At 47.3% G+C, this 20606-nt stretch carries 21 protein-coding genes; 3 read left to right on the top strand and 18 right to left on the bottom strand.

Annotation, left to right across the window (positions count from 1 at the left end; all coding sequences use genetic code 11):
- Positions 1–104: 104 nt before the first annotated feature.
- The 10 genes from DBY97_RS04345 to DBY97_RS04300 all read right to left on the bottom strand — a co-directional run bounded on the left by DBY97_RS04345 (position 105) and on the right by DBY97_RS04300 (position 7078).
- Positions 105–638, bottom strand: coding sequence for a CvpA family protein (locus DBY97_RS04345; protein WP_107857570.1), 534 nt, complete (start codon positions 636–638; stop codon positions 105–107).
- Entirely contained in the window at positions 631–1779 is a 1149-nt protein-coding gene (gene ftsN / locus DBY97_RS04340) for a cell division protein FtsN (RefSeq protein WP_107857569.1), read from the bottom strand. The genes DBY97_RS04345 and ftsN overlap by 8 nt, the downstream gene beginning before the upstream one ends.
- 13 nt (positions 1780–1792) lie before the next feature.
- Positions 1793–3076, bottom strand: a complete 1284-nt coding sequence (gene folC / locus DBY97_RS04335) for a bifunctional tetrahydrofolate synthase/dihydrofolate synthase (RefSeq protein WP_107857568.1) — start codon at positions 3074–3076, stop codon at positions 1793–1795.
- Positions 3077–3114: 38 nt separating this feature from the next.
- Positions 3115–3570, bottom strand: a complete 456-nt coding sequence (locus DBY97_RS04330) for a protein YgfX (protein WP_107857567.1) — start codon at positions 3568–3570, stop codon at positions 3115–3117.
- Between the two features lie 4 nt (positions 3571–3574).
- The gene (locus DBY97_RS04325) at positions 3575–3934 is read right to left on the bottom strand and encodes a hypothetical protein (RefSeq protein ID WP_107857566.1); all 360 of its coding nucleotides are present in this window, start codon (positions 3932–3934) and stop codon (positions 3575–3577) included.
- Positions 3935–3997: 63 nt separating this feature from the next.
- Complete coding sequence (locus DBY97_RS04320) at positions 3998–4726, bottom strand: amino acid ABC transporter ATP-binding protein (protein ID WP_003747231.1); 729 nt, start codon at positions 4724–4726, stop codon at positions 3998–4000.
- Positions 4727–4905: 179 nt separating this feature from the next.
- Positions 4906–5049 (bottom strand): hypothetical protein, encoded by a 144-nt coding sequence (locus DBY97_RS11465; protein WP_234394518.1) that lies wholly within the window; start codon positions 5047–5049, stop codon positions 4906–4908.
- 7 nt (positions 5050–5056) lie between these two features.
- A complete protein-coding gene (gene rsmA / locus DBY97_RS04310; RefSeq protein ID WP_107857565.1) occupies positions 5057–5836 on the bottom strand; it encodes a 16S rRNA (adenine(1518)-N(6)/adenine(1519)-N(6))-dimethyltransferase RsmA in 780 nt (259 codons plus the stop codon).
- An 88-nt stretch (positions 5837–5924) separates the two neighbouring features.
- A complete protein-coding gene (locus DBY97_RS04305; RefSeq protein WP_107857564.1) occupies positions 5925–6524 on the bottom strand; it encodes a Maf family protein in 600 nt (199 codons plus the stop codon).
- Between the two features lie 14 nt (positions 6525–6538).
- Complete coding sequence (locus DBY97_RS04300) at positions 6539–7078, bottom strand: gamma carbonic anhydrase family protein (RefSeq protein ID WP_070584133.1); 540 nt, start codon at positions 7076–7078, stop codon at positions 6539–6541.
- Between the two features lie 238 nt (positions 7079–7316).
- Between DBY97_RS04300 and DBY97_RS04295 the strand changes: the two genes are divergently transcribed.
- The gene (locus DBY97_RS04295; RefSeq protein WP_107857563.1) at positions 7317–8195 is read left to right on the top strand and encodes a DMT family transporter; all 879 of its coding nucleotides are present in this window, start codon (positions 7317–7319) and stop codon (positions 8193–8195) included.
- 54 nt (positions 8196–8249) lie between these two features.
- On the opposite strand, the gene lepB is transcribed toward DBY97_RS04295, so the two are convergent.
- The 3 genes from lepB to DBY97_RS04280 all read right to left on the bottom strand — a co-directional run bounded on the left by lepB (position 8250) and on the right by DBY97_RS04280 (position 11896).
- Positions 8250–9269 (bottom strand): signal peptidase I, encoded by a 1020-nt coding sequence (gene lepB / locus DBY97_RS04290; RefSeq protein ID WP_070584130.1) that lies wholly within the window; start codon positions 9267–9269, stop codon positions 8250–8252.
- Complete coding sequence (lepA, locus tag DBY97_RS04285; protein WP_107857562.1) at positions 9269–11062, bottom strand: translation elongation factor 4; 1794 nt, start codon at positions 11060–11062, stop codon at positions 9269–9271. The genes lepB and lepA overlap by 1 nt, the downstream gene beginning before the upstream one ends.
- A gap of 132 nt (positions 11063–11194) precedes the next feature.
- Complete coding sequence (locus DBY97_RS04280; RefSeq protein WP_107857561.1) at positions 11195–11896, bottom strand: 5'-methylthioadenosine/adenosylhomocysteine nucleosidase; 702 nt, start codon at positions 11894–11896, stop codon at positions 11195–11197.
- Between the two features lie 203 nt (positions 11897–12099).
- On the opposite strand from DBY97_RS04280, the gene DBY97_RS04275 reads away from it, so the two are divergent.
- Positions 12100–13230, top strand: a complete 1131-nt coding sequence (locus DBY97_RS04275) for a PilT/PilU family type 4a pilus ATPase (protein WP_107857560.1) — start codon at positions 12100–12102, stop codon at positions 13228–13230.
- Between the two features lie 61 nt (positions 13231–13291).
- On the opposite strand, the gene DBY97_RS04270 is transcribed toward DBY97_RS04275, so the two are convergent.
- The 5 genes from DBY97_RS04270 to DBY97_RS04250 all read right to left on the bottom strand — a co-directional run bounded on the left by DBY97_RS04270 (position 13292) and on the right by DBY97_RS04250 (position 18258).
- Entirely contained in the window at positions 13292–14698 is a 1407-nt protein-coding gene (locus DBY97_RS04270; RefSeq protein ID WP_107857559.1) for a dihydrolipoyl dehydrogenase, read from the bottom strand.
- A 253-nt stretch (positions 14699–14951) separates the two neighbouring features.
- Positions 14952–15689: a redoxin family protein gene (locus tag DBY97_RS04265; RefSeq protein ID WP_107857558.1), complete on the bottom strand. Its 738-nt coding sequence runs from the start codon at positions 15687–15689 to the stop codon at positions 14952–14954.
- A gap of 188 nt (positions 15690–15877) precedes the next feature.
- Positions 15878–16663 (bottom strand): 1-acylglycerol-3-phosphate O-acyltransferase, encoded by a 786-nt coding sequence (locus tag DBY97_RS04260; protein WP_107857557.1) that lies wholly within the window; start codon positions 16661–16663, stop codon positions 15878–15880.
- Between the two features lie 64 nt (positions 16664–16727).
- A complete protein-coding gene (mutM, locus tag DBY97_RS04255; protein WP_070460049.1) occupies positions 16728–17555 on the bottom strand; it encodes a bifunctional DNA-formamidopyrimidine glycosylase/DNA-(apurinic or apyrimidinic site) lyase in 828 nt (275 codons plus the stop codon).
- Positions 17556–17598: 43 nt separating this feature from the next.
- Positions 17599–18258 carry a class I SAM-dependent methyltransferase gene (locus DBY97_RS04250; RefSeq protein WP_107857556.1) on the bottom strand — a complete coding sequence of 220 codons (660 nt, stop codon included), beginning with the start codon at positions 18256–18258 and terminating at the stop codon, positions 17599–17601.
- A gap of 155 nt (positions 18259–18413) precedes the next feature.
- On the opposite strand from DBY97_RS04250, the gene DBY97_RS04245 reads away from it, so the two are divergent.
- Positions 18414–20522, top strand: a complete 2109-nt coding sequence (locus DBY97_RS04245) for a LysM peptidoglycan-binding domain-containing protein (RefSeq protein WP_107857555.1) — start codon at positions 18414–18416, stop codon at positions 20520–20522.
- Positions 20523–20606: the final 84 nt, after the last annotated feature.

Here is a 20606-nt window from a genome sequence, read left to right as displayed (position 1 = left end):
AAATAATTTAGATGAGTTTGCTCAAATTGTTGACAATATGATGCTAAATTTACGCAAATAAAAACGGATTCAGACGGCTCATAGGCCGTCTGAATCCGTCAAACTCAATCATCCAATTCTTCAACTTCAGCTGCTTTACCAGAAAGATGGGGCATTGCGGTATCTTTTCCAGGCAGATAAGGCATCGCAGCATCGGCCAGTGATTCAAAATATGGAATTGTGTGTGAACTTTGCCACTCTTCCGTTTTCGGCAAATCAGTGTGTGAAAAAACCATCACTGCCAGTGTCACCAAAATCACACCTTTCACTGCACCGAATACGCCGCCAAGCAAACGGTTGATGCTTCCTAAACCAACGGCAGACATCAAACTGCTCAACAACGATCGTGCCAGTTTCTGCAACAGCCATGCCAGAAAAAACACAGCGGCAAAACCCATGGCAACCGCCAAGGAATGCGGTTCAACCGATTTAAAGACCACATCGGCAAACGGCATGGCAAGCGTTCTGGCTGCAATAAACGATACCACCCACGCCACCATCGCCCCTGCTTCCGCAATAATACCCCGTGTCAATGAGATAATGATGCAGATGACGATGACGGCGGCAGCCAACAAATCGGCAACAGGCAAATTACTCACTGGTCACCTGACCGGCAATGCCATGTACACGCAATTTGTTCAAATCGCGCTCTGCATCGCGTGCATTTTTATAACTGGCTGATTTCACGCGATACACCTTACCTTTATCGGTCATAACCTCAGTAATGGTCGAATCGATACCTGCGGCTTTCATTTTACGTTGCAGACTTTGTGCGCGTTCTTTTTCAGCATAACCAGCCTGAATGGCGGCTTTTTTAGCAGGCTTGGCTTCTGCTGTTTCTTTTTCAGCTTTAGGTTTGGCTTTTTCAGACGGCTTCTCGGCAGTTTTTACCTTATCGGCTTTTTCTGCTTTGGCCGTTTCCGGTTTAGCCTTTTCATTTTTTGGTTTTTCAACTTTGGCTTCTGCTTTCTTGGCAGGTTCGGCCTTGTCTTTTACGCTGTCTTTGCTGTTTTTGGCAGATTTACGCTCGGCAATGGCTTTCTCTGCTTTTTCCAATTGTGCCAATTTATTGCGTTCGGCAGCGGCTTCACGCTCTGCTTTTTCAGCACGCGCTTGAAGTGCGCGTTTTTTAGCTGCCAATGCGCTTTCTTTCTCAGCAGCTTCCTGTTGGGCTTGTGTTTTACGGGCCGCAGCAGCACGTTGTTCAGCCTGACGTTGGCGGCGTTCTTCGGCTCGGCGCTCCGCGGCTCCACGTTTGGCAGCCTCGGCACGTTGAATACGTTCGGACTCTTCCAAACCTTTAATATTGCCGTCATCCAAAGTATCATTGATCAAAACCAACGGCTCGCCGACATCTTCGGGAGCAGATTCACGGTTTGGCTTCAATACTTCAACCGGCGCATTATCTTCTTCCTCGCCTGCATTTTGCGGTTTATTTGGCGCTTCGGCATCCGCATGGCGGGCAGCCTCCTCAGCTGCAGCGACATCCTCTTTATTCGGCTCTAAAACAACGGCCTTGCTCAGCTCGTCAGCCATTTTGACTTGGCTCTGACCGACAGGCGCTTCTTTAAACGGTGAATTTTTATCGTCGCCCGATGTCAGCGCCAGGCCGAACAGCATACCTGAAGCCACCACCAAGCCGGATGCCAAAACCAAGCGACGGCGGTTGCGACGTTTGAGTTGTTCGTAACCGTCTAAATCGTATCCGTTTGGAGTTTCTTTTTGTTTATTGTCGGACATGATAATTTCCTCGTTAGTGTTCTTTCAAAACAGCCATTACATCGGCAACAGTATGGAATGAGCCGAAAACAACGATTCTATCATTTTCGGTTGCTTTAGCCAAAGCAGCGCGGTAGGCAGCAGCGACAGTTTCAAAAACATTTACATTATCGATGCCGTGTTCAGCCAATTTGGCCTGCAAAGCCTCTACCGTCATGCCACGCGGCACATCTAAAGGTGCGATATTCCACTCGTCAAACTGGTCTTTAACGATTTCCAGCACGCCGTCAATATCTTTGTCAGACAACATACTGAATACGGCGGTACGTTTTTGGGCAAAGGCAAGGTTAATCAGACTGCGGCGCAAAGCACGGGCTGCGTGCGGATTGTGGCCGACATCCAAAACCACCAGCGGACGGCCGGGCAAAACTTGGAAACGTCCAGGATTCTCAACCAACAGCAAACCGCGTTTAATCGCGCCGATGTCAACGGGCAGCTGATTGTTCAGACACTCTAAAACAGTTAGTGCGCACGCGGCATTGGACAACTGATAGGCACCGCGCAAAGCAGGAAACGGCAAGGAATTGCGGTTACGGCTTTGGCCGTCTGAAGATTGCGGATGGAAGCGGTAGTTCCACTGTACGCTTTCCATTGACGCAAAATCAAAATCTCGCTGGACCATCAACAGTTTTGCGCCAATTTCTTCTGCGTGTTTGACCAATGATTCAGGCGCAGGATTCTGGCCGCACACGGCAGGTTTGCCGCTACGGAACACTCCGGCTTTTTCAAAACCGACCTGCTCAACGGTATCGCCCAAAAATGCCTGATGATCCAAATCCACGCTGGTGACAACCGAGCAGTCGCCGTCAAATACATTCACAGCATCCAACCGTCCGCCCAAACCAACTTCCAAAATCATTACGTCCACATTTTCACGCATGAAAATATCGACGGCAGCCAAAGCATTAAACTCAAAATACGTCAGCGAAATTTCGCCGCGTGCCGCTTCGATACGCTCAAATGAGGAAACAATCAATTCATCTGAAACCGGCTGAGTGTTGATGGCGATTCGTTCGTTGTAACGCAGAAGATGAGGACTGGTCAGCGTACCGACTTTAAAACCGGCTTCTTTATAAATATGCGACAAATAGGCGCATACGGAACCTTTGCCATTGGTACCTGCCACCACCACAACAGGACATTGCGGCACCAAATTCATGCGTTTTTTCACTTCTCCCACGCGTTCCAAACCCATATCGATAAGGCCGGAACTATGGGCAGTCTCCAAATGAGACAGCCAGTCTTGTAATGTTTTCATTGTATTTATCGCTTCAAAAGGCCGTCTGAAACAGCCGTTTAATCTATATCTGCCGCAAGTTCTGCTTTGTCTTCTTTTTTTTCACGACACCAGCGCGCCCACACTTTCAGACGGCGGTAGACATCGCGGTCGGCCATATCGGGCAAGATGCAGTGTTTGACTATTTTCCCGTCAACATTCCATTGCAAAAACAAAGCATAAACCGTCAACATACTGCTGTCTTGCAAAACCGCGCTTCTTCCCTCTTCCTCGCCATTCAAGTAAACCGTCGCACGGTATTGGCGGTCGATGATGATTTTCCTGACCGCATTTTGAGCATGAAAATTAACGCTGCGCCAAGCATAGGCAAAACTGCCGGCCAATGCCGTCAAACCCAGCCACATCATCCAGCCGTAAAACTCGACAAGGCATAAGGCCAACGCCGAAAGGTGTAAGAAAATAATCAGAATTTTCAAAGAATGCGAGGGCTTTAAGGCCGTCTGAAAACTTCGCACGGCTTTACATCATATTGTCGAAAACAGGGGTAATGTTCAATTCCGCCTCTTCCATATCCAAAACCATATCGTGGATTTCGGTATCGAAAAATTCCCAAAAAGCCTTCAAGCTCATGTCTTGCGGCCATTTGCTTTTATCGATGTCCCAGCCTGTCAATTCGGCTTCAAAAATCTGCTGGTAACGTTCGTCAAAATAGGAAATGACGGATTCGGGTTCGTCAAATTGCGGCACAAGGAATACGGAACAGTTAGTGCGCAGTTGCTCGACGGTCAGGTCGGGCATATTTTCATCGGCAGATTTCAGCCATTCCAAAAAACGGGCAGTCGGCTTCAGCACAACAGCAGTACGGTCAACAAAATACATTATTTTCAACTTTCAAAATCATTCAAACCGATCATGCCGTCTGAAATTTCAGACGGCCTGAGTTTAGTGTGTCATCACCTGTTGCAGGAATTGTTTGGCACGCTCGTGTTTCGGATTGGTAAAAAATTCTTCCGGCGTTTCATCTTCCAGAATCTGGCCTTTATCGACAAAAATTACACGGTCGGCGACTTCGCGCGCAAAACCCATCTCATGGGTCACACACATCATGGTCATGCCGCTTTCCGCCAAGTCTTTCATCACTTTCAATACTTCGCCGACCATTTCAGGGTCAAGCGCGGAAGTCGGCTCGTCAAACAACATCACACGCGGCTCCATCGCCAAACCGCGTGCAATCGCCACACGCTGTTGCTGACCGCCGGAAAGCTGGCCGGGCAGCGCGTCTTTTTTATGCGCCAAGCCGACACGTTCCAAAAGCTCCATCGCTTTCTTTTCCGCCTCTTCACGGCTTTGGTTTTTCACTTTCATCGGAGAAAGAATAATATTTTCCAAGACAGTCAAATGCGGATACAGATTGAACCCTTGGAACACAAAGCCCACTTCTTCACGCACTTTGTTCAAATCGGTTTTCGGATCGGCAACATTGATGCCGTCTACCCAAATCTCGCCGCTTTCAATGCGCTCGAGTTGGTTTACCGTACGAATCAACGTCGATTTGCCACTGCCTGAAGGGCCACATACAACGACCACTTCGCCTTGTTTGACTTCCAGATTCACACCGTTGATAACGTGCAAATCTTTAAAATGTTTGTGTACATTTTTGAATTTAATCATTATTTCTTTCCAAACTACCAAAATTTTCGGGGCTTGAGTTGCGTTTACCGCTGCCAAAGCAAAGGAATGGCCGTTTCCAGCCAAAAGCGGCAACTGACTATGCTGCCGGAGATTCCGCCTTTATTGTACCGATTGACTTTAAATTGCTCTTCCCTATCGAGACGATGCCCGGTCAATACTCAAACTGCGCCGATAATTGCTGCTTCAAAACGGTGCCGCTCAGGCGGCATATCCTTACCGGAAAAATACTGCGCCAACTCGCGCCACAAATATGAATCACCTAGAAACCCCCATTGAATAGGAGGTTGCTTAAAAATTGCCATCACTGTTTCAGACGGCCTTTTGAACCAGATAATTGCTCAATTCCACATATTTCTCGGCGGCAATGTGTTCTGCCCTGTCCTGCGGATTGATGCCGACTGCCTGCAAATCATTATCGCCGGCAAGTTCCTTCAAATTATTGCGTATGGTTTTGCGGCGTTGATGGAAAGCCAGTTTCACCAGTTTGGCAAAATGTTCAAAATCTTCCGCTTTACCGATGCGGTGTTTCACCGGAATCATGCGAACGACGGCCGAATCTACTTTTGGCGCAGGATCAAAGGATTCAGGCGGTACTTCAATCAACATTTCCATATCGAAGAAATATTGCAGCATCACGCCCAGACGGCCATAGTCGTTGGTTTTCGGCTGCGCCACCATGCGTTCGACCACTTCTTTTTGCAGCATAAAGTGCATATCGATCACATCGTCTGCCACTTCGCTCAATCGGAACAAAAGCGGCGTGGAAATATTGTACGGCAGGTTGCCGACAATTTTTTTCTTGCCTTCAATGCTGTTGAAATCAAACTGCAATACATCGCCTTCGTGTATCACCAATTTGTCTGCAAACGGTAGGGTTTTCAGACGGCGTACGATGTCGCGGTCAATTTCGCAAACATGCAGGCAGTTGAGTTTTTTCGCCAAAGGCTCGGTAATGGCGGCCAAGCCCGGGCCGATTTCAATCACGATATCATCGGGCTGCGGTCTGACCGCGTTGACAATATCGCTAATAATCCGCGTATCCTGCAAAAAATTCTGCCCGAAGCGTTTCCGGGCCTTATGTTCTTTCATATCTTTCTTCAAGCAAGCTGTTTAAGGCAGTATTGTAACTGAAACAAGCGTTTTTGTCGGCACGCTTTCAGACGGCATTTGCCTAATTTTAAGCAAACGGCGGCGCTTCCAAACCCAAGGATTTCAATAGTTGCGCGGTCTCATAAACCGGCAAACCCATCACACCCGTAAAACTGCCCTGCAAATGCTCGACAAATACGCCGCCCAAGCCCTGAATCCCATACGCACCGGCTTTGTCCATCGGTTCGCCGCTAGCAACATAGGCTGCAATCTCCTCAGCCGTCAACGTTTTAAAGCGCACTTCGCTCGTCTGCACGACATCATGGCGCACGCCTTGCCAGTAAACGCATACAGCCGTCAGCACTTGATGCGTCCGTCCCGACAAGCGTTCCAGCATATCGACCGCATCCGCCTCAGATTCCGGTTTACCCAAAATAGCCTCACCATCCGCCACCGTCGTATCCGCCGTCAATACAGCAAACTCAGGCTCTTGATCATGAGCTGCAAACCATTGCGCCACCGCCGCCTGATTTTTCTTGCAGGCCATACGGCGTACATACTCTACTGCGGCTTCGCCTTCTTTAGGGGTTTCATCAATATCCGCAGGAAGGCGGCGTACCGTGAAACCCAAATTCTCCAAAATCTCACGACGGCGCGGACTGCCCGAAGCCAGATAAATTGCGTTCATTGTATTGGTTTTCCTTATTTTGAAATTTTATGCTGACCGGACAGGCGGACATAATGCGCAGAGGAATACGTCAAAAATTCCTTTTCCTCATCTGTCAGCGGACGCACTTGTTTCACAGGCGAGCCAACGTATAAAAAACCGCTTTCCAAACGTTTGCGCGGCGGCACCAAACTGCCCGCGCCTATCATCACATCATCTTCGACAACCGTATCATCCAAAATAATCGAGCCCATACCCACCAACACTCGATTCCCAATTCGGCAGCCATGCAGCATGACCTTATGCCCAATCGTCACATCATCACCGATAATCAAAGGCGAACCGTCAGGCTTCGCCGCATTCTTATGCGACACATGCAAAACGCTGCCGTCCTGCACATTGCTGCGCTTGCCGATAGAAATACTGTTCACATCGCCGCGCAATACGGCATAAGGCCAAACGGATACATCTTCCGCCAGCGACACTTCGCCAATCACTACCGAAGTCTCATCTACAAAACAAGACTCATCAACCGACGGCACATAATCCAAAAACGCACGAATAGGGCTTGCCATTTCCAATAATCCTTTTCTCAAAACCAAAACTGATCAGGCCGTCTGAAAACACGGCGTAAAACGATTTTATACTACAACAATACGAAATCAAGCCAGAAAATCATCAAAAGGCCGTCTGAAACAATTTTCAGACGGCCTTTCATCATAAACCCTTTATCTTGGCTGACGACTATTTATCATTAGCGCCTCATCTATCTTTTATGGAATAATCGCCTTCATTTGATTCTTGGAGAGGCCGATGAACACACGTTCGGGAAATTATGCAGCGCCCCTATTGGTCGTCGGCTGCATCGTCTTCGGCTTGGGCAGTTTGATCGTCAAATTTGTCGATGTCGGCTCTTACGCCATCGCATTCTGGCGCTTGCTGATCGCCGCTCCTATATTCTTCCTGCTCGGGCGTTTTTTCAGACAAAAAATGCCCACAAAAAGAAAAACGGTTGGCTACGCAATCTTATCCGGCGTTTTCCTCGCATTCGACCTCGCCCTTTGGCACGAAAGCATTCACGCCGTAGGTCCCGGCATTTCCACCTTGCTCAACAGCCTGCAGATTTTCTTTTTAGCCGCCATCGGCTTCTTCTTTTATTCGGAACGTCTAAGCGCCCTGCAAATTTTAAGTTTGATATTGGCCACCATAGGCGTCGCCTTAATCGGCAGCCCAGAGTTCGGTCATAACGACAATGCCGCATGGGGATTTGTCAGCGGCGTAGTGTCCGGTGCCATGCTGGCCTTGTCTATGGTTTTCGTACGCAAAACCCATGAACAGGAAAAAGTCGGTTTGTTTCCGCTGATGATGATTTTAAGCTTCGGCGGCGCAATGGCGCTGATCATCCCATCTCTACTATTCGATACCACCCATCTTTACCCTAAAACTTTAAACGATGTGATTCTAGTCTCCATCTACGGCATCGTCATGCAATGTTTTGCTTGGGCATTGATTGCTTACGCCATCCCGCTTTTATCCCTATCGCTGACCGGCCTACTACTGCTCTCAGAACCAGTAGCCGCCATGTTGATCGATTATTTCTGGCTGGATAAACCGATTAACACCGTCCAATGGAGCGGTGCCACTTTGACTTTATTAGCGATTTATTTAGGTTCATTAAAAAACAAAAAATAGATACAAAAAAGGCCGTCTGAAAAATTTCAGACGGCCTTTTAATCTGTTTATTGCTTATTGGATGCTGGTACCGATACGGCTGAGTTCGCCAAAGTTCATCCAAACAAAGAAGGCTTTACCGACAATCAACTTGTCATCGACAAATCCCCAATAACGGGAGTCGGCACTATTGTCGCGGTTGTCGCCCATCGCGAAATAACGGCCTTCGGGAACTTTACAGATAAAACCATTGCCGTCTTCTGCGTATTCGCAATTTTCCAAACCGCTTGTTTCAAGCGAGTAATTGCTTTCAGGCATTACTTCTGAAGTGTATTTGTTCAATACAGCAATAGATACGGAAGGCTGACCGGCCTCCTTGACCACGTCAAAATTTTTGCCGTTCAAGGCCGTCTGAAAACGCTCAAGCGTATGAATCATGGACGGATCGGTATCATCTGCATATTGATAATTACCGTTTGGTTTTTCTGAAATAATTTCACCGTTAACAGTCAAAACCTTATCACGATATTCCACAACGTCGCCCGGAATACCGACGATACGTTTGATGTAATTCATCTCAGGCTGAAGTGGGTAATTGAACACCACGACATCGCCTCGTGCAATATTGCCAACAGGGATAATGACCTTATTCAAAATCGGCAGGCGGATACCGTAAGAGAATTTGTTCACCAAGATAAAATCGCCTTTGACCAAGCCCGGACGCATGGAGCTGGACGGAATTTGGAACGGCTCGGCAATAAAGCTGCGCAACACAAAGATAACCAAGATGATGGGGAAAAAGCCGCCCATGTAGTCGGTAAAATGCGCATTGTCTTCGCCGGTCTCGCTTTTTTTCAGATGGCCTTTATGGATTGCCCAAACAATACCGGTGAACACGACAAACACCAGCAATACGGCGGTAAAGCTCATAAATTCGGACAAAATGCCGAATACGCCGACCATGCACAAGAGATAACTCCATTGCAGGCCGGAGCTCCATTCTCCGTTTTCCTGACGCTCTTTGCTGCTTTTGAAGTTGAGGACCAAGCCGGCCAGCAGTACAACGATTGCGCCTAAAGTCAGATTTATACTCATTATTTATCACTCACTTGCAGAATCGCCAAGAACGCGCTTTGCGGGATTTCCACATTGCCCACTTGTTTCATGCGGCGCTTACCTGCTTTTTGTTTTTCAAGAAGTTTTTTCTTACGCGTAATATCGCCGCCGTAACATTTCGCCAAAACGTTTTTACGCAGGGCTTTAACGTTTTCACGGGCGATAATCTGACTGCCGATGGCGGCCTGTACAGCAATATCAAACATCTGGCGTGGAATCAGTTCGCGCATTTTTGCTGCCAGCTCACGACCGCGGTGAACGGCACTTTGACGGTGGACAATCAGGCTTAGGGCATCGACTTTTTCGCCATTGACCATAATGTCGAGCTTAATCAAATCAGACGGTTGGAATTCTTTGAAATGGTAGTCCAACGAAGCATAACCGCGTGAAGTCGATTTAAGCTTGTCGAAGAAATCCATTACGACTTCGTTCATCGGCAAATCATAAGTCAGCATGACTTGACGGCCCATGTATTGCATATTGACCTGAACGCCGCGCTTTTGGTTACACAAAGTCATGACGTTGCCGACATATTCCTGAGGTACAAGAATGGTCGCAGTGATAATCGGCTCAAGAATGGTTTCGATGGTACTGATTTCAGGCAGTTTGGACGGGTTTTCAACTTCGATTTTCTCGCCGTTTTTCAACACGACTTCATAAACCACCGTTGGCGCAGTGGTAATCAAGTCCATATCGAACTCGCGCTCCAAACGTTCCTGAACGATTTCTAAGTGCAACAGACCCAAGAAACCGCAACGGAAGCCGAAGCCCAATGCTTGGGAAACCTCAGGCTCAAATTTCAACGAAGCATCGTTCAGCTGCAATTTTTCCAAAGCGTCACGCAAGGCTTCGTAGTCGTGGCTTTCTACGGGGTAGAGACCGGCAAATACTTGGCTTTGCACCTCTTGGAAGCCGGGCAGCGGCTCAGAGGCAGGGTTGGCAACCAAAGTAACCGTATCGCCGACTTTCGCCTGTCCCAATTCTTTCACGCCGGTAATCAAAAAGCCCACTTCGCCGGCTTTGAGTTCTTGTTTTTGAACTGATTTTGGTGTGAATACGCCCAGCTGCTCAACCTGCGTTTCCGCCTTGGTGCTTATAAAGCGCACTTTGTCTTTCAGCTTGATGGTGCCGTTTTTCACACGAATCAGCATGACCACGCCGACGTAGTTGTCAAACCATGAATCAACAATAACCGCTTGCAACGGCGCATTTTCATCACCGGTCGGCGCAGGGATTTTGGCAACGATTTCTTCCAAAACATCTTCCACACCAATACCACTTTTAGCAGAACATTGCACCGCACCAACGGCATCAATACCGATGATGTCTTCAATTTCCTGCTCTACGCGCTCGGGTTCTGCGGCAGGCAAGTCAATTTTGTTCAAAACAGGCACAACTTCCACGCCCAAATCAATCGCGGTATAGCAGTTCGCCACGGTTTGCGCTTCTACACCTTGAGACGCATCGACCACCAAAAGCGCACCTTCGCAAGCCGACAGCGAACGGGATACTTCGTAAGAGAAGTCGACGTGTCCCGGAGTATCAATCAGGTTGAGCTGATACACCTGCCCGTCGCGTGCTTTATAGTTGAGCGCGGCGGTTTGCGCTTTAATGGTAATGCCGCGCTCTTTTTCGATATCCATGGAGTCGAGCACCTGCGTACTCATTTCACGTAAATCCAAACCGCCGCAGTATTGGATAAAACGGTCGGCAAGTGTCGATTTACCGTGGTCGATGTGGGCAATAATGGAGAAATTCCGTATGTTTTTCATATTGTTATTAAGATAAATGCAATTAAAGGCTGAAAGGCCGTCTGAAAAAACAGGGATTCGGTTTTCAGACGGCCTTAGAATAAGGTTGAATCGTTCCGTATTCTAACGGAAATTCAACGCTTTTGCATGATTTTATAGCGATTTGACAATCTCGGTCACCATCTTCGCCGAGCTGACGGCCGCCGTTTTCAAAAACTCTTCAAAGCTGATGTCCGCTTTCTCATCTGCCGAATCGGATACGGCACGAATAATCACAAACGGCACTTCCAACTGGTGACAGGTTTGCGCAATCGCCGCAGCTTCCATTTCAACTGCTTTTACGTCAGGAAAATGACTGCGAATTTCCGCAACACCTTCGCTGCTGTGTACAAAACGGTCGCCACTGACAATCAGGCCTTGAGCTACGGCCGCACCTTCAAACACTTGCGCCGCCTTTTCTGCTTGGCGAATCAGGGTTTCATCCGAGGCGAACACAGCAGGAAGTTGCGGTACTTGCCCCCAAACATAACCAAAAGCCGTTACGTCAACATCATGATGCGCCACAGTTTCGCCGATGACCACATCACCAACCTTCAGACCCTTGCCCAAACCACCTGCACTGCCGGTATTGATGACGCAATCCGGTGCGAACTGATGAATGACCCAAGAAGTCGAAACCGCCGCATTGACTTTGCCGATACCGCTCAAAACCAATACCATGCGTTTTCCGGCCAATTCGCCTTCATATGCTGAGAATTTACCGAAAGACACATGCTTGACATTGGCCATGCTTTCACGCAAAAGCTCAATTTCCTGTTCCATTGCGCCGACCACGGCAATTGTTTGTACTGACATCTCGTTACCTTTCCATTCACTAATCGGGCAACATTATAACAGCAGAATTTAAAATCACAGGGATACTGAAAAATCTGCTATATTCCCAGCACGACACTCAATTTAAAACAGATAGCTGCTCTAGCGGCAAAACAGCAAATAATGATTGCTTCTGTTATAATTATTTTCAATAAAATAACTCTATTTTAAATACCTAAATTCTTATGTTTGACGAAAATACTCCGGGCGCAAAAGAAGAATTGTTCGCTTGGCTACGCCATATGAACAAATACAAAGGCTCCGACCTTTTCATTACCACCAATTTCCCGCCTGCCATGAAAGTGGACGGCAAAATCATGCGACTGAGCGATGAGCCGCTGAGTGCTGAAAAATGTATGGAAATCGCTTTTTCGATTATGTCTTCCAAACAGATCGAAGAATTTTCTTCCACCAACGAATGCAACTTCGCCATCAGCCTGCCCGATACCAGCCGCTTCCGTGTCAATGCAATGGTTCAACGCGGTGCAACTGCATTGGTGTTCCGCTCCATTACCAGCAATATCCCTAAATTTGAAACGCTCAATCTGCCCCCTATTCTGAAAGACATCGCCCTCAGAAAACGCGGCCTGGTTATTTTTGTCGGCGGTACAGGTTCGGGCAAGTCCACTTCCCTCGCCTCCCTTATCGACTATCGAAACGAAAACAGCTTCGACCACATTATCACCATCGAAGACCCGATCGAGTTTATCCATCAACACAAAAACTGCATCATCACCCAACGTGAAATCGGCGTAGATACCGAAAATTGGCCGATTGCGCTGAAAAACACCCTGCGCCAAGCACCGGATGTCATTCTGATTGGCGAAATCCGCGACCGCGAGACCATGGACTACGCTATCTCCTTCGCGGAAACCGGCCATTTATGTATGGCGACACTGCACGCCAACAGCACCAACCAAGCACTCGACCGCATCATCAACTTCTTCCCCGAAGAGCGCCGTACCCAGTTGCTGACCGACTTATCACTCAACCTGCAAGCCTTTATTTCACAACGACTAATCCCCCGTGAAAGCGGACGGGGTCGTGTGGCTGCTGTAGAAGTTTTGCTCAATTCGCCGATTATTGCCGACTTGATTCAAAAAGGCGAAGTCCACAACATCAAAGAAATGATGAAAAAATCAACCGGCATGGGTATGATCACTTTTGACCAAGCCTTGTATGATTTATATGAAAACGGCGATATCAGCTATCAAGACGCCATTAAAAATGCCGACTCCGCCCATGATTTGCGCTTAGATATTCAATTACGAAGCCGTCGTGCGCAAAATGCCGGTCCGGATTTAGAATTGATTTAACAAAAAAAGGCCGTCTGAAACCTCACTACGAGTTTCAGACGGCCTTTATTCCATCAAATAATCAAGCCTGTTTCAATTTTGTATCGGCATCACGCAATGCAGTGCGCAGACCTTCCTCGATAACCGGATGGTAGAACGGCATATCCAGCATTTGAGGAATCGTCATCTTCATTTGATGTGCCCAAGCCATCAAGTGTGCCAAATGTTCGGCAGCGGGGCCGACAACTTCCGCACCAATGAAACGGCCGGTCGCTTTTTCAGCATACAAACGCATATGGCCTTTGTTTACCAACATAACGCGGCTGCGGCCTTGGTTTCGGAATGAAACTTCGCCGATTACAAACTCATCAGGCTGATATTTCTCCGCAACTTGCGCGTATTTCAAACCGATAGTGGCAATTTGCGGACTGGTGAATACCACGCCGATTACGCTACGGCGTAAACCGCCCTCAATATTCGGGAAAATAGCGGCATTGTGACCGGCAATTTTACCTTGGTCGGAAGCCTCATGCAGCAGAGGCAATTGATTGGACGCATCGCCTGCGATAAAGATATGCGGAATGCTGGTTTGCATGGTCAGCGGATCAGCAACAGGCACGCCACGCGCATCTTTTTCGATATTCAGGTTTTCCAAACCGATATTGTCCACGTTCGGACGGCGACCGGCGGCAGCCAAAGCATATTCGGCATGGAACACACCTTTTTCGCCATCTTGTTCCCAGTGAACTTCAACATTGCCTTCTGCGTCCAATTTGACTTCGGTTTTAGCATCCAAATGCAAAGTCAACTCTTCGCCAAAAACGGTTTTGGCTTCTTCAGCGACAACAGGATCGGAAATACCGCCAATCGCGCCTGCTACGCCAAAAATTTCAACTTTTACGCCTAAACGGTGCAAAGCCTGACCCAACTCTAAGCCGATTACGCCAGGGCCGAATACGGCCACACTCTTAGGCAGGGTATCCCAAGAGAAAACATCATCGTTCACAATCAAGCGATCGCCCAAAACTTCCCACTGTGGGAAAATCACAGGGCGCGAACCGGTAGCAATCACAAAACTTTTTGCAGTGATTTGAGTGTGGTCATCAACTTGGACGGTGTGTTCGTCAACAAATTTTGCCGTACCCATAATACGCTTGTCGGCAGGCCACTCTTCTACATCGCTGACCACAAAACCGACAAAACGGTCGCGTTCGGACTTCACGCGGTGCATGACTTCTTCGCCGTTTACCGTTACGCTGTCTTTATCCAAATGCACGCCAAACGGATCGGTATGCAGAGCATGATGGCGCGCTTCTGCAGCCGCAATCAGCAATTTGGACGGCATGCAGCCGACACGCGCACAAGTTGTTCCGAATACATTGTTTTCAATCAGGTAAACATTGTCTGTATGAAGTCGGGCATTGCGAAATGCGCCCATACCGGCTGTACCGCCACCCAGTACTACCACATCTGCTTGAATCTTTTTCATATTTTATCCTTACTGTCTATATCCAAACCGATATTGCCATCAGGTTATCCGTTTTCAGACGGCCTAAACTTCATAAACTATCAAAATTTAAAAATCAATAGCCAATATCTAAATATCGATTTAAAACAATAATCTCAAATTCTACTTGTAAATATAGAGTTATTCAGAACGCCGATTTGCAAACGTCGTCTGAATAACTCTATATTTGGGTATTTCAGACGGCCTTTTCAAGCCGTCTCAAGCATACAGGCAATTAGTTTTTAGCCAAGTAAGCTTCCAAGTCTTCGCTGCCGCCGATGTATTTGCCGCCGATGAATACTTGAGGAGCAGTCATCTTACCGGTAATAGCGCGTACGGAAGTAACAGTTGCATCTTTACCCAATACGATTTCTTCGTAAGACAAGCCTTTGTCTTGCAGCACTTTTTTAGCTTTAGCACAGAATTGGCAGCCAGGTTTGGTGAAGATGGCAACAGACTCTTGAGCTTTCCAGTCAGGAGCAATGTATTTCAACATAGTGTCAGCGTCAGACACTTTGAAAGGATCGCCTGGTTCTTCAGGTTCGATAAACATTTTTTCAATCACGCCGTCGTTAACCAGCATGGAGTAACGCCAAGAGCGTTTGCCGAAGCCCAAGTCTTCTTTGCCAACCAACATGCCCATGCCTTCAGTGAATTCACCGTTGCCATCAGGAATCATGTAGATGTTGTCGGCTTCTTCTTCAGCAGCCCAAGCGTTCATTACGAAAGTGTCATTTACAGATACGCAGTAGATTGCGTCAACACCGTTTTCTTTGAACGCGCCAAACAATTCGTTGTAGCGTGGAAGGTGAGAAGAAGAGCAAGTTGGAGTAAATGCGCCAGGCAGAGAGAACACGACTACTTTTTTGCCTTTGAACAAATCATCAGTAGAAACATCTTTCCAAGTGTCGCCAACGCGAGTGCGGAATACTACGGAAGGTACTTTTTGACCGGTACGATCTTGCAAAGCCATTTTTAAGCTCCTTAAAAATTCGGGTTTGAGAAATGAATCAATGCTTGCATTTTAATGCAGGCCTATCGATTTGTATAATTTATAGTTCAAATAATATTAATTACATCAAACTATCAATTTAATTAAATCGAAAACAGCTATTCCTCTAAATAAAGGCCATCTGAAATAAAACAAGTGCCTGACTGAAATTATTTTTTAGGTAAAGGCTGAACGGGCGAATCCGAAGCCACAATTTCGCCGATGGCTGTTTCCGCAATATCCTTCAAAGCATAGCGGTCTTTATCCGGCATATCTGTCGGTTTGTACTGTGGTGAGAAATCCAAACGGATACGGATTTTCCTCATCGAAACAATACGCCATAAAGATTGAAACAGGTTTACCTCTGCATAAGACGGCAAATCCGTCCGTTGTCCTTCGCCATCATAATAGCGTAAGGTTACCGCCTGAATCGGCGCTTTCGCATCAATAGCCGATTGAAACAGGGCTGCTTTAAACGGCAAAATACCCAAACCGGAAGAAGTGCGCGCCTCGGGGAAAAAACTTACATTTTGCCCTGCTTTCAATGCTGCACAAATCGCCTGATTAATCGGCTCGACATCACGGCGGGAATTGCGATTGATAAACACCGTGCCGGCATTTTTACCCATTTTCCCCAAAACCGGCCAACCGCTGATTTCCTGTTTCGCAATAAAACTGCTCGGATAAACGGCGCTCATGGCAAAAATATCCAACCAAGACACATGGTTGGCCACCACCAAAGTACCACTCACATTTCCTTGAGGCGGTACGCCGATTTCCAATTCGATATCCAAAGCATCCAACGCACCTTTTCCCAAAACAACCACAGCATGATTGCGTTCCTCTGCATTGTTGCCATCAATGGCACGCAAATCCCGACCGGTTCGGAACAACCAAGCTGCCAAACGGCAAAGTCGGCTCAGACGTTTAAAAAAAGGAGCTTTTTGTTTAGACATAAAATTTCTTCTGTATTGTGTTCATTATGTTCAGACGGCCTCTGACATTTAAGGCCGTCTGAAACTATTTCTGGCAATTTGGACAATAAAATGTTCCACGCTGCCCCAAAGTTTCTTTAAAAATCAACCCGCCACATTGGACACAAGGCTCATTGTGGCGGCCATAGACCGTATATTCCTGCTGAAAGTAGCCGCTTTTTCCATCGCTATTAACGAAGTCTCGCAGTGTACTGCCGCCCGTTTCAATCGCCCTCAGCAGAACCGCTTTAACGGTTTCCACCAATAATGCGCATTCTTTCTTGGTCAGCTTATTCGCCGGACGCAATGGCGAAATACCTGCCTTAAACAGACTTTCATTCGCATAAATATTACCGACACCAACCACCACTGCATTATCCATCAGCGCTAATTTGACTGCACGCTTTTGGGTTTTCAATTTCTGATACAGGTAATTTGCATCAAAATCATCCGAGAGCGGCTCCGGTCCCAACTTTTCCAACAGCGGATGATGCTCGGCAATACCCTCATACCACAATACCGCACCAAATTTACGCGGATCGTGATAACGCAATACGGTACCGTCATCAAATACAAAATCTAAATGATCATGTTTATCCGGCGTGGCGATGCGCTCATCATCGGCGGTAAAAATCCGCAAACTGCCGGACATACCCAAATGCATAAGTAAAATACCCGTTTCAAAAGTAACAATCAAATACTTCGCACGCCGGTTGCATGCCAAAACTTTGCGCCCGGCCAAAATTTGCGCCAAGTTCGGATGGATAGGCCATCTCAATTTAAACTGGCGAATAATGACTTTTTCTATCTTTTTGCCATCAATATGCGGCGCGATTCCGCGTAAAGTCGTTTCTACCTCAGGTAATTCAGGCATCATTATTCTCCAAATTCATCATTATATATAGGCCGTCTGAAAACTATTCGGCCAAACGTGCCGTACTTAAAGCAACCGTATTGCCATCGAATGCAGATTCCAATTCAGGCACAGGATGGACACCAATCAGATGTTTCGTTAAAACCACACCATACACCGCCGCACACTGCGGCCACCACCTATCCCCCGCCTTTTCCATAAACTGCCAAAACTTCAAAGCAGAAGGCGAATTCACAGCAGGCAGATAATCCATAAACTGCCCATATTCCATTTCAAAACCAATAGCGGCAATTTTTCGTTTCAATTCAGCCAGAGCCAAGCATTGAGATTTCAAAGGCAACCTTTCCCCATCGAACCACGAGCTCAATCCCCACAAAGATTTAGGGTTAAACCCCGTCAAAATCAACCTGCTCTCAGGTTTTAATATCCTAAATGCCTCTTGCAACACCAAATCAGCAGATGAAATTTCCAAAAGATGGGGCATCAATAACACATCCACGGAATGCGTTTCAAATGCCAACATTTCAGCATCCATCCGCACATCGCGCGGCACCACAATCATATTTTCAGGCGGCCTCTGCCATATACCGCCTAATTGAACCGCCACTTGGCTATTCAAATATTGCAAATGCCGTCTGAAAAAATCCGCCTCTTTTTGAGCAAGATATTGCCCCATTGGCGTTTGCATAAAAAAAACTTCCATTAAAGGCCCCCTATGCATCCCGACTTGTGTGACAGAATTTTAACACCACGGCCACATCACACAAGCAAATTCCCTGCTCGACTTGACGTTTAAATGCTGAAACGATACTATCAAAAAGACAAAATTTTATTATATATTTGATAACTTTATTTACTATGGCAAAACTAAAAACCATCGCTCTGACCGTTTCAAGCCTGTCGGCGGTTTCCGCCACAGCCTATGCGCAAAACGCTACGCCCAACCAAGTCGGCATGGCTATGATGCGCCTCAACTCCGCCCTGCTCGACCAAGCCAAAGCACAAACCTTCGGCTCCGGCAGCTTATGGGCATCGTTGCGTAAAGACTTCCGCATCAACGAAGTCAACACAGAACTGGTTCGCCGCCACGAAAACAAATTTGCTGCAAACAGCGCATATTTCGACCGCACCATTTCCCGCAGCAAACCTTATATGTACCATATTGCCAATGAAGTTAAAAAACGCAATATGCCCGCCGAAATCGCTTTGCTGCCTTTCATTGAAAGCGCATTCGTAACCAAAGCCAAATCACACGTCGGTGCATCCGGCCTGTGGCAATTTATGCCGGCTACCGGCCGCCACTTCGGCTTGGAAAAAACGCCTTTGTATGACGGCCGCCACGATATTTACGCCGCTACCGATGCCGCATTGAACTACCTGCAATACCTGCACGGTATGTTCGGCGACTGGTCTTTGGCGCTTGCCGCTTACAACTGGGGCGAAGGTAATGTCGGACGCGCTGTCAACCGCGCCCGCGCGCAAGGTTTGGAACCGACATACGAAAATCTGCGTATGCCGAACGAAACACGCAATTACGTTCCAAAACTCTTGGCCGTCCGTAATATCGTTGCCAATCCGCAAACTTTTGGCATGAATATCAGCGAAATCAGCAATCAGCCGTATTTCAAATCTGTCAGCATCGACAAACCTATTGATAACAGCACAATTGCTCGTTTTGCAAACATCAGCGAAAGCGAACTGTTGGCACTCAACCCAGGTTTCAATGCTCCGGTATTCATCCCTAAAAACAACCGTCGTCTGTTGTTGCCGGTTTCTGCGGTTTCTGCATTTGAGAAGAACTACCGCAATGCCAATCCAGATACCCTGATGTCTTGGGATATTTATACTTCTTTGGGTAACAAAAAGCTTAATGTCATCGCCAACGATACCGGCATGAGCGTAGCCGAACTCAAGCGCCTCAACGGCCTGAGCGGTAGCGCCATTTCTGAAGGCCGCAGCATTTTGGTGGCTAAAAACTCAGCTACCCAAAGTCAAGACATTATTAACTTTATCGACAAAGACAATACTCCGGATACTTACCAATCCAATATGCCGGCTATGTCTCCGATTATTGCTTCCAGCGTAGCAGAACCGGTTAAAGTTGCTCAAACTACTGTGACCAATATTGTTGCTCCTGTTGTTCCACAGTCCAGCAAACCGGTTGACTTTATTGCACGCAGCAAAACTGAAAACGTTACTTCCGTAGTGGTAACAGAAACCAAAGCCCAACCTCAAGTTGCAAATGCGGAAGTGCCTGCTCCAGTTGCAGCCATGACCCATGCGACTACCGAGACCATTGCTAAAAATGTTACAGAAGCGCCCAAATCAGCCATCCCTGCAGACTTGACCGCGCCGACTGTTGCCGCAAACGATGTAACCCCTACTCCAGCAGTTGAATCTGTTGCTGTTGCTCTGGTTCAAGAAGAGCGTGATGACCTGATGGCTTTGGTACAAAGCCAACCTGCGGAGGAACCTGCAGCGACTGTTGCTGAAGCGACTTCTGAAGCCAAACAAGTTCAAACTGTTGTGACTGCCGAAAGCGCTCGTACAGCACGTATCGCAGCCAATACCGCTAAACAACAACAACGCATCAATGCGCGTCTTGCCCGTGTAAATGGCCAACAAAACACACAAACTGCAGCACTTGCAGCAGGCACACACCGTGTGGAAGATGGTGATACGTTGTTTAATATCTCCAAACGTTACAACTTGAGCGTAGCTGATTTGATTATTGCCAACAACATCAAAGGCAACAATATCAGAAAAGGCCAAATCCTCCGTGTTACAGCTGCTCCGGCAAAAGTCCGCAGCAACCCGGTTCAAAACGTTTCCTACACTGTACGTAAAGGCGATACCCTGAATACCATTGCCAGCCGTTTCAATGTTGATGTTAATGATATCCGCCGTTGGAACCGCAATACCCGTACTGTGACTCCTGGTCAACGTTTGAAACTGATGGGTAGCTAATACTTGCTTCAAAACAAAGGCCGTCTGAAATATTCAGACGGCCTTTTTCTTTATGATAGATAATCAAGTTAATGTTTGATGACA

Source organism: Neisseria subflava (genome assembly GCF_003044645.1).
GTDB lineage: Bacteria > Pseudomonadota > Gammaproteobacteria > Burkholderiales > Neisseriaceae > Neisseria > Neisseria subflava_B.
The sequence above is the reverse complement of the archived record's forward strand: the minus strand, read 5'-3'. Positions and strand labels throughout refer to the sequence as shown.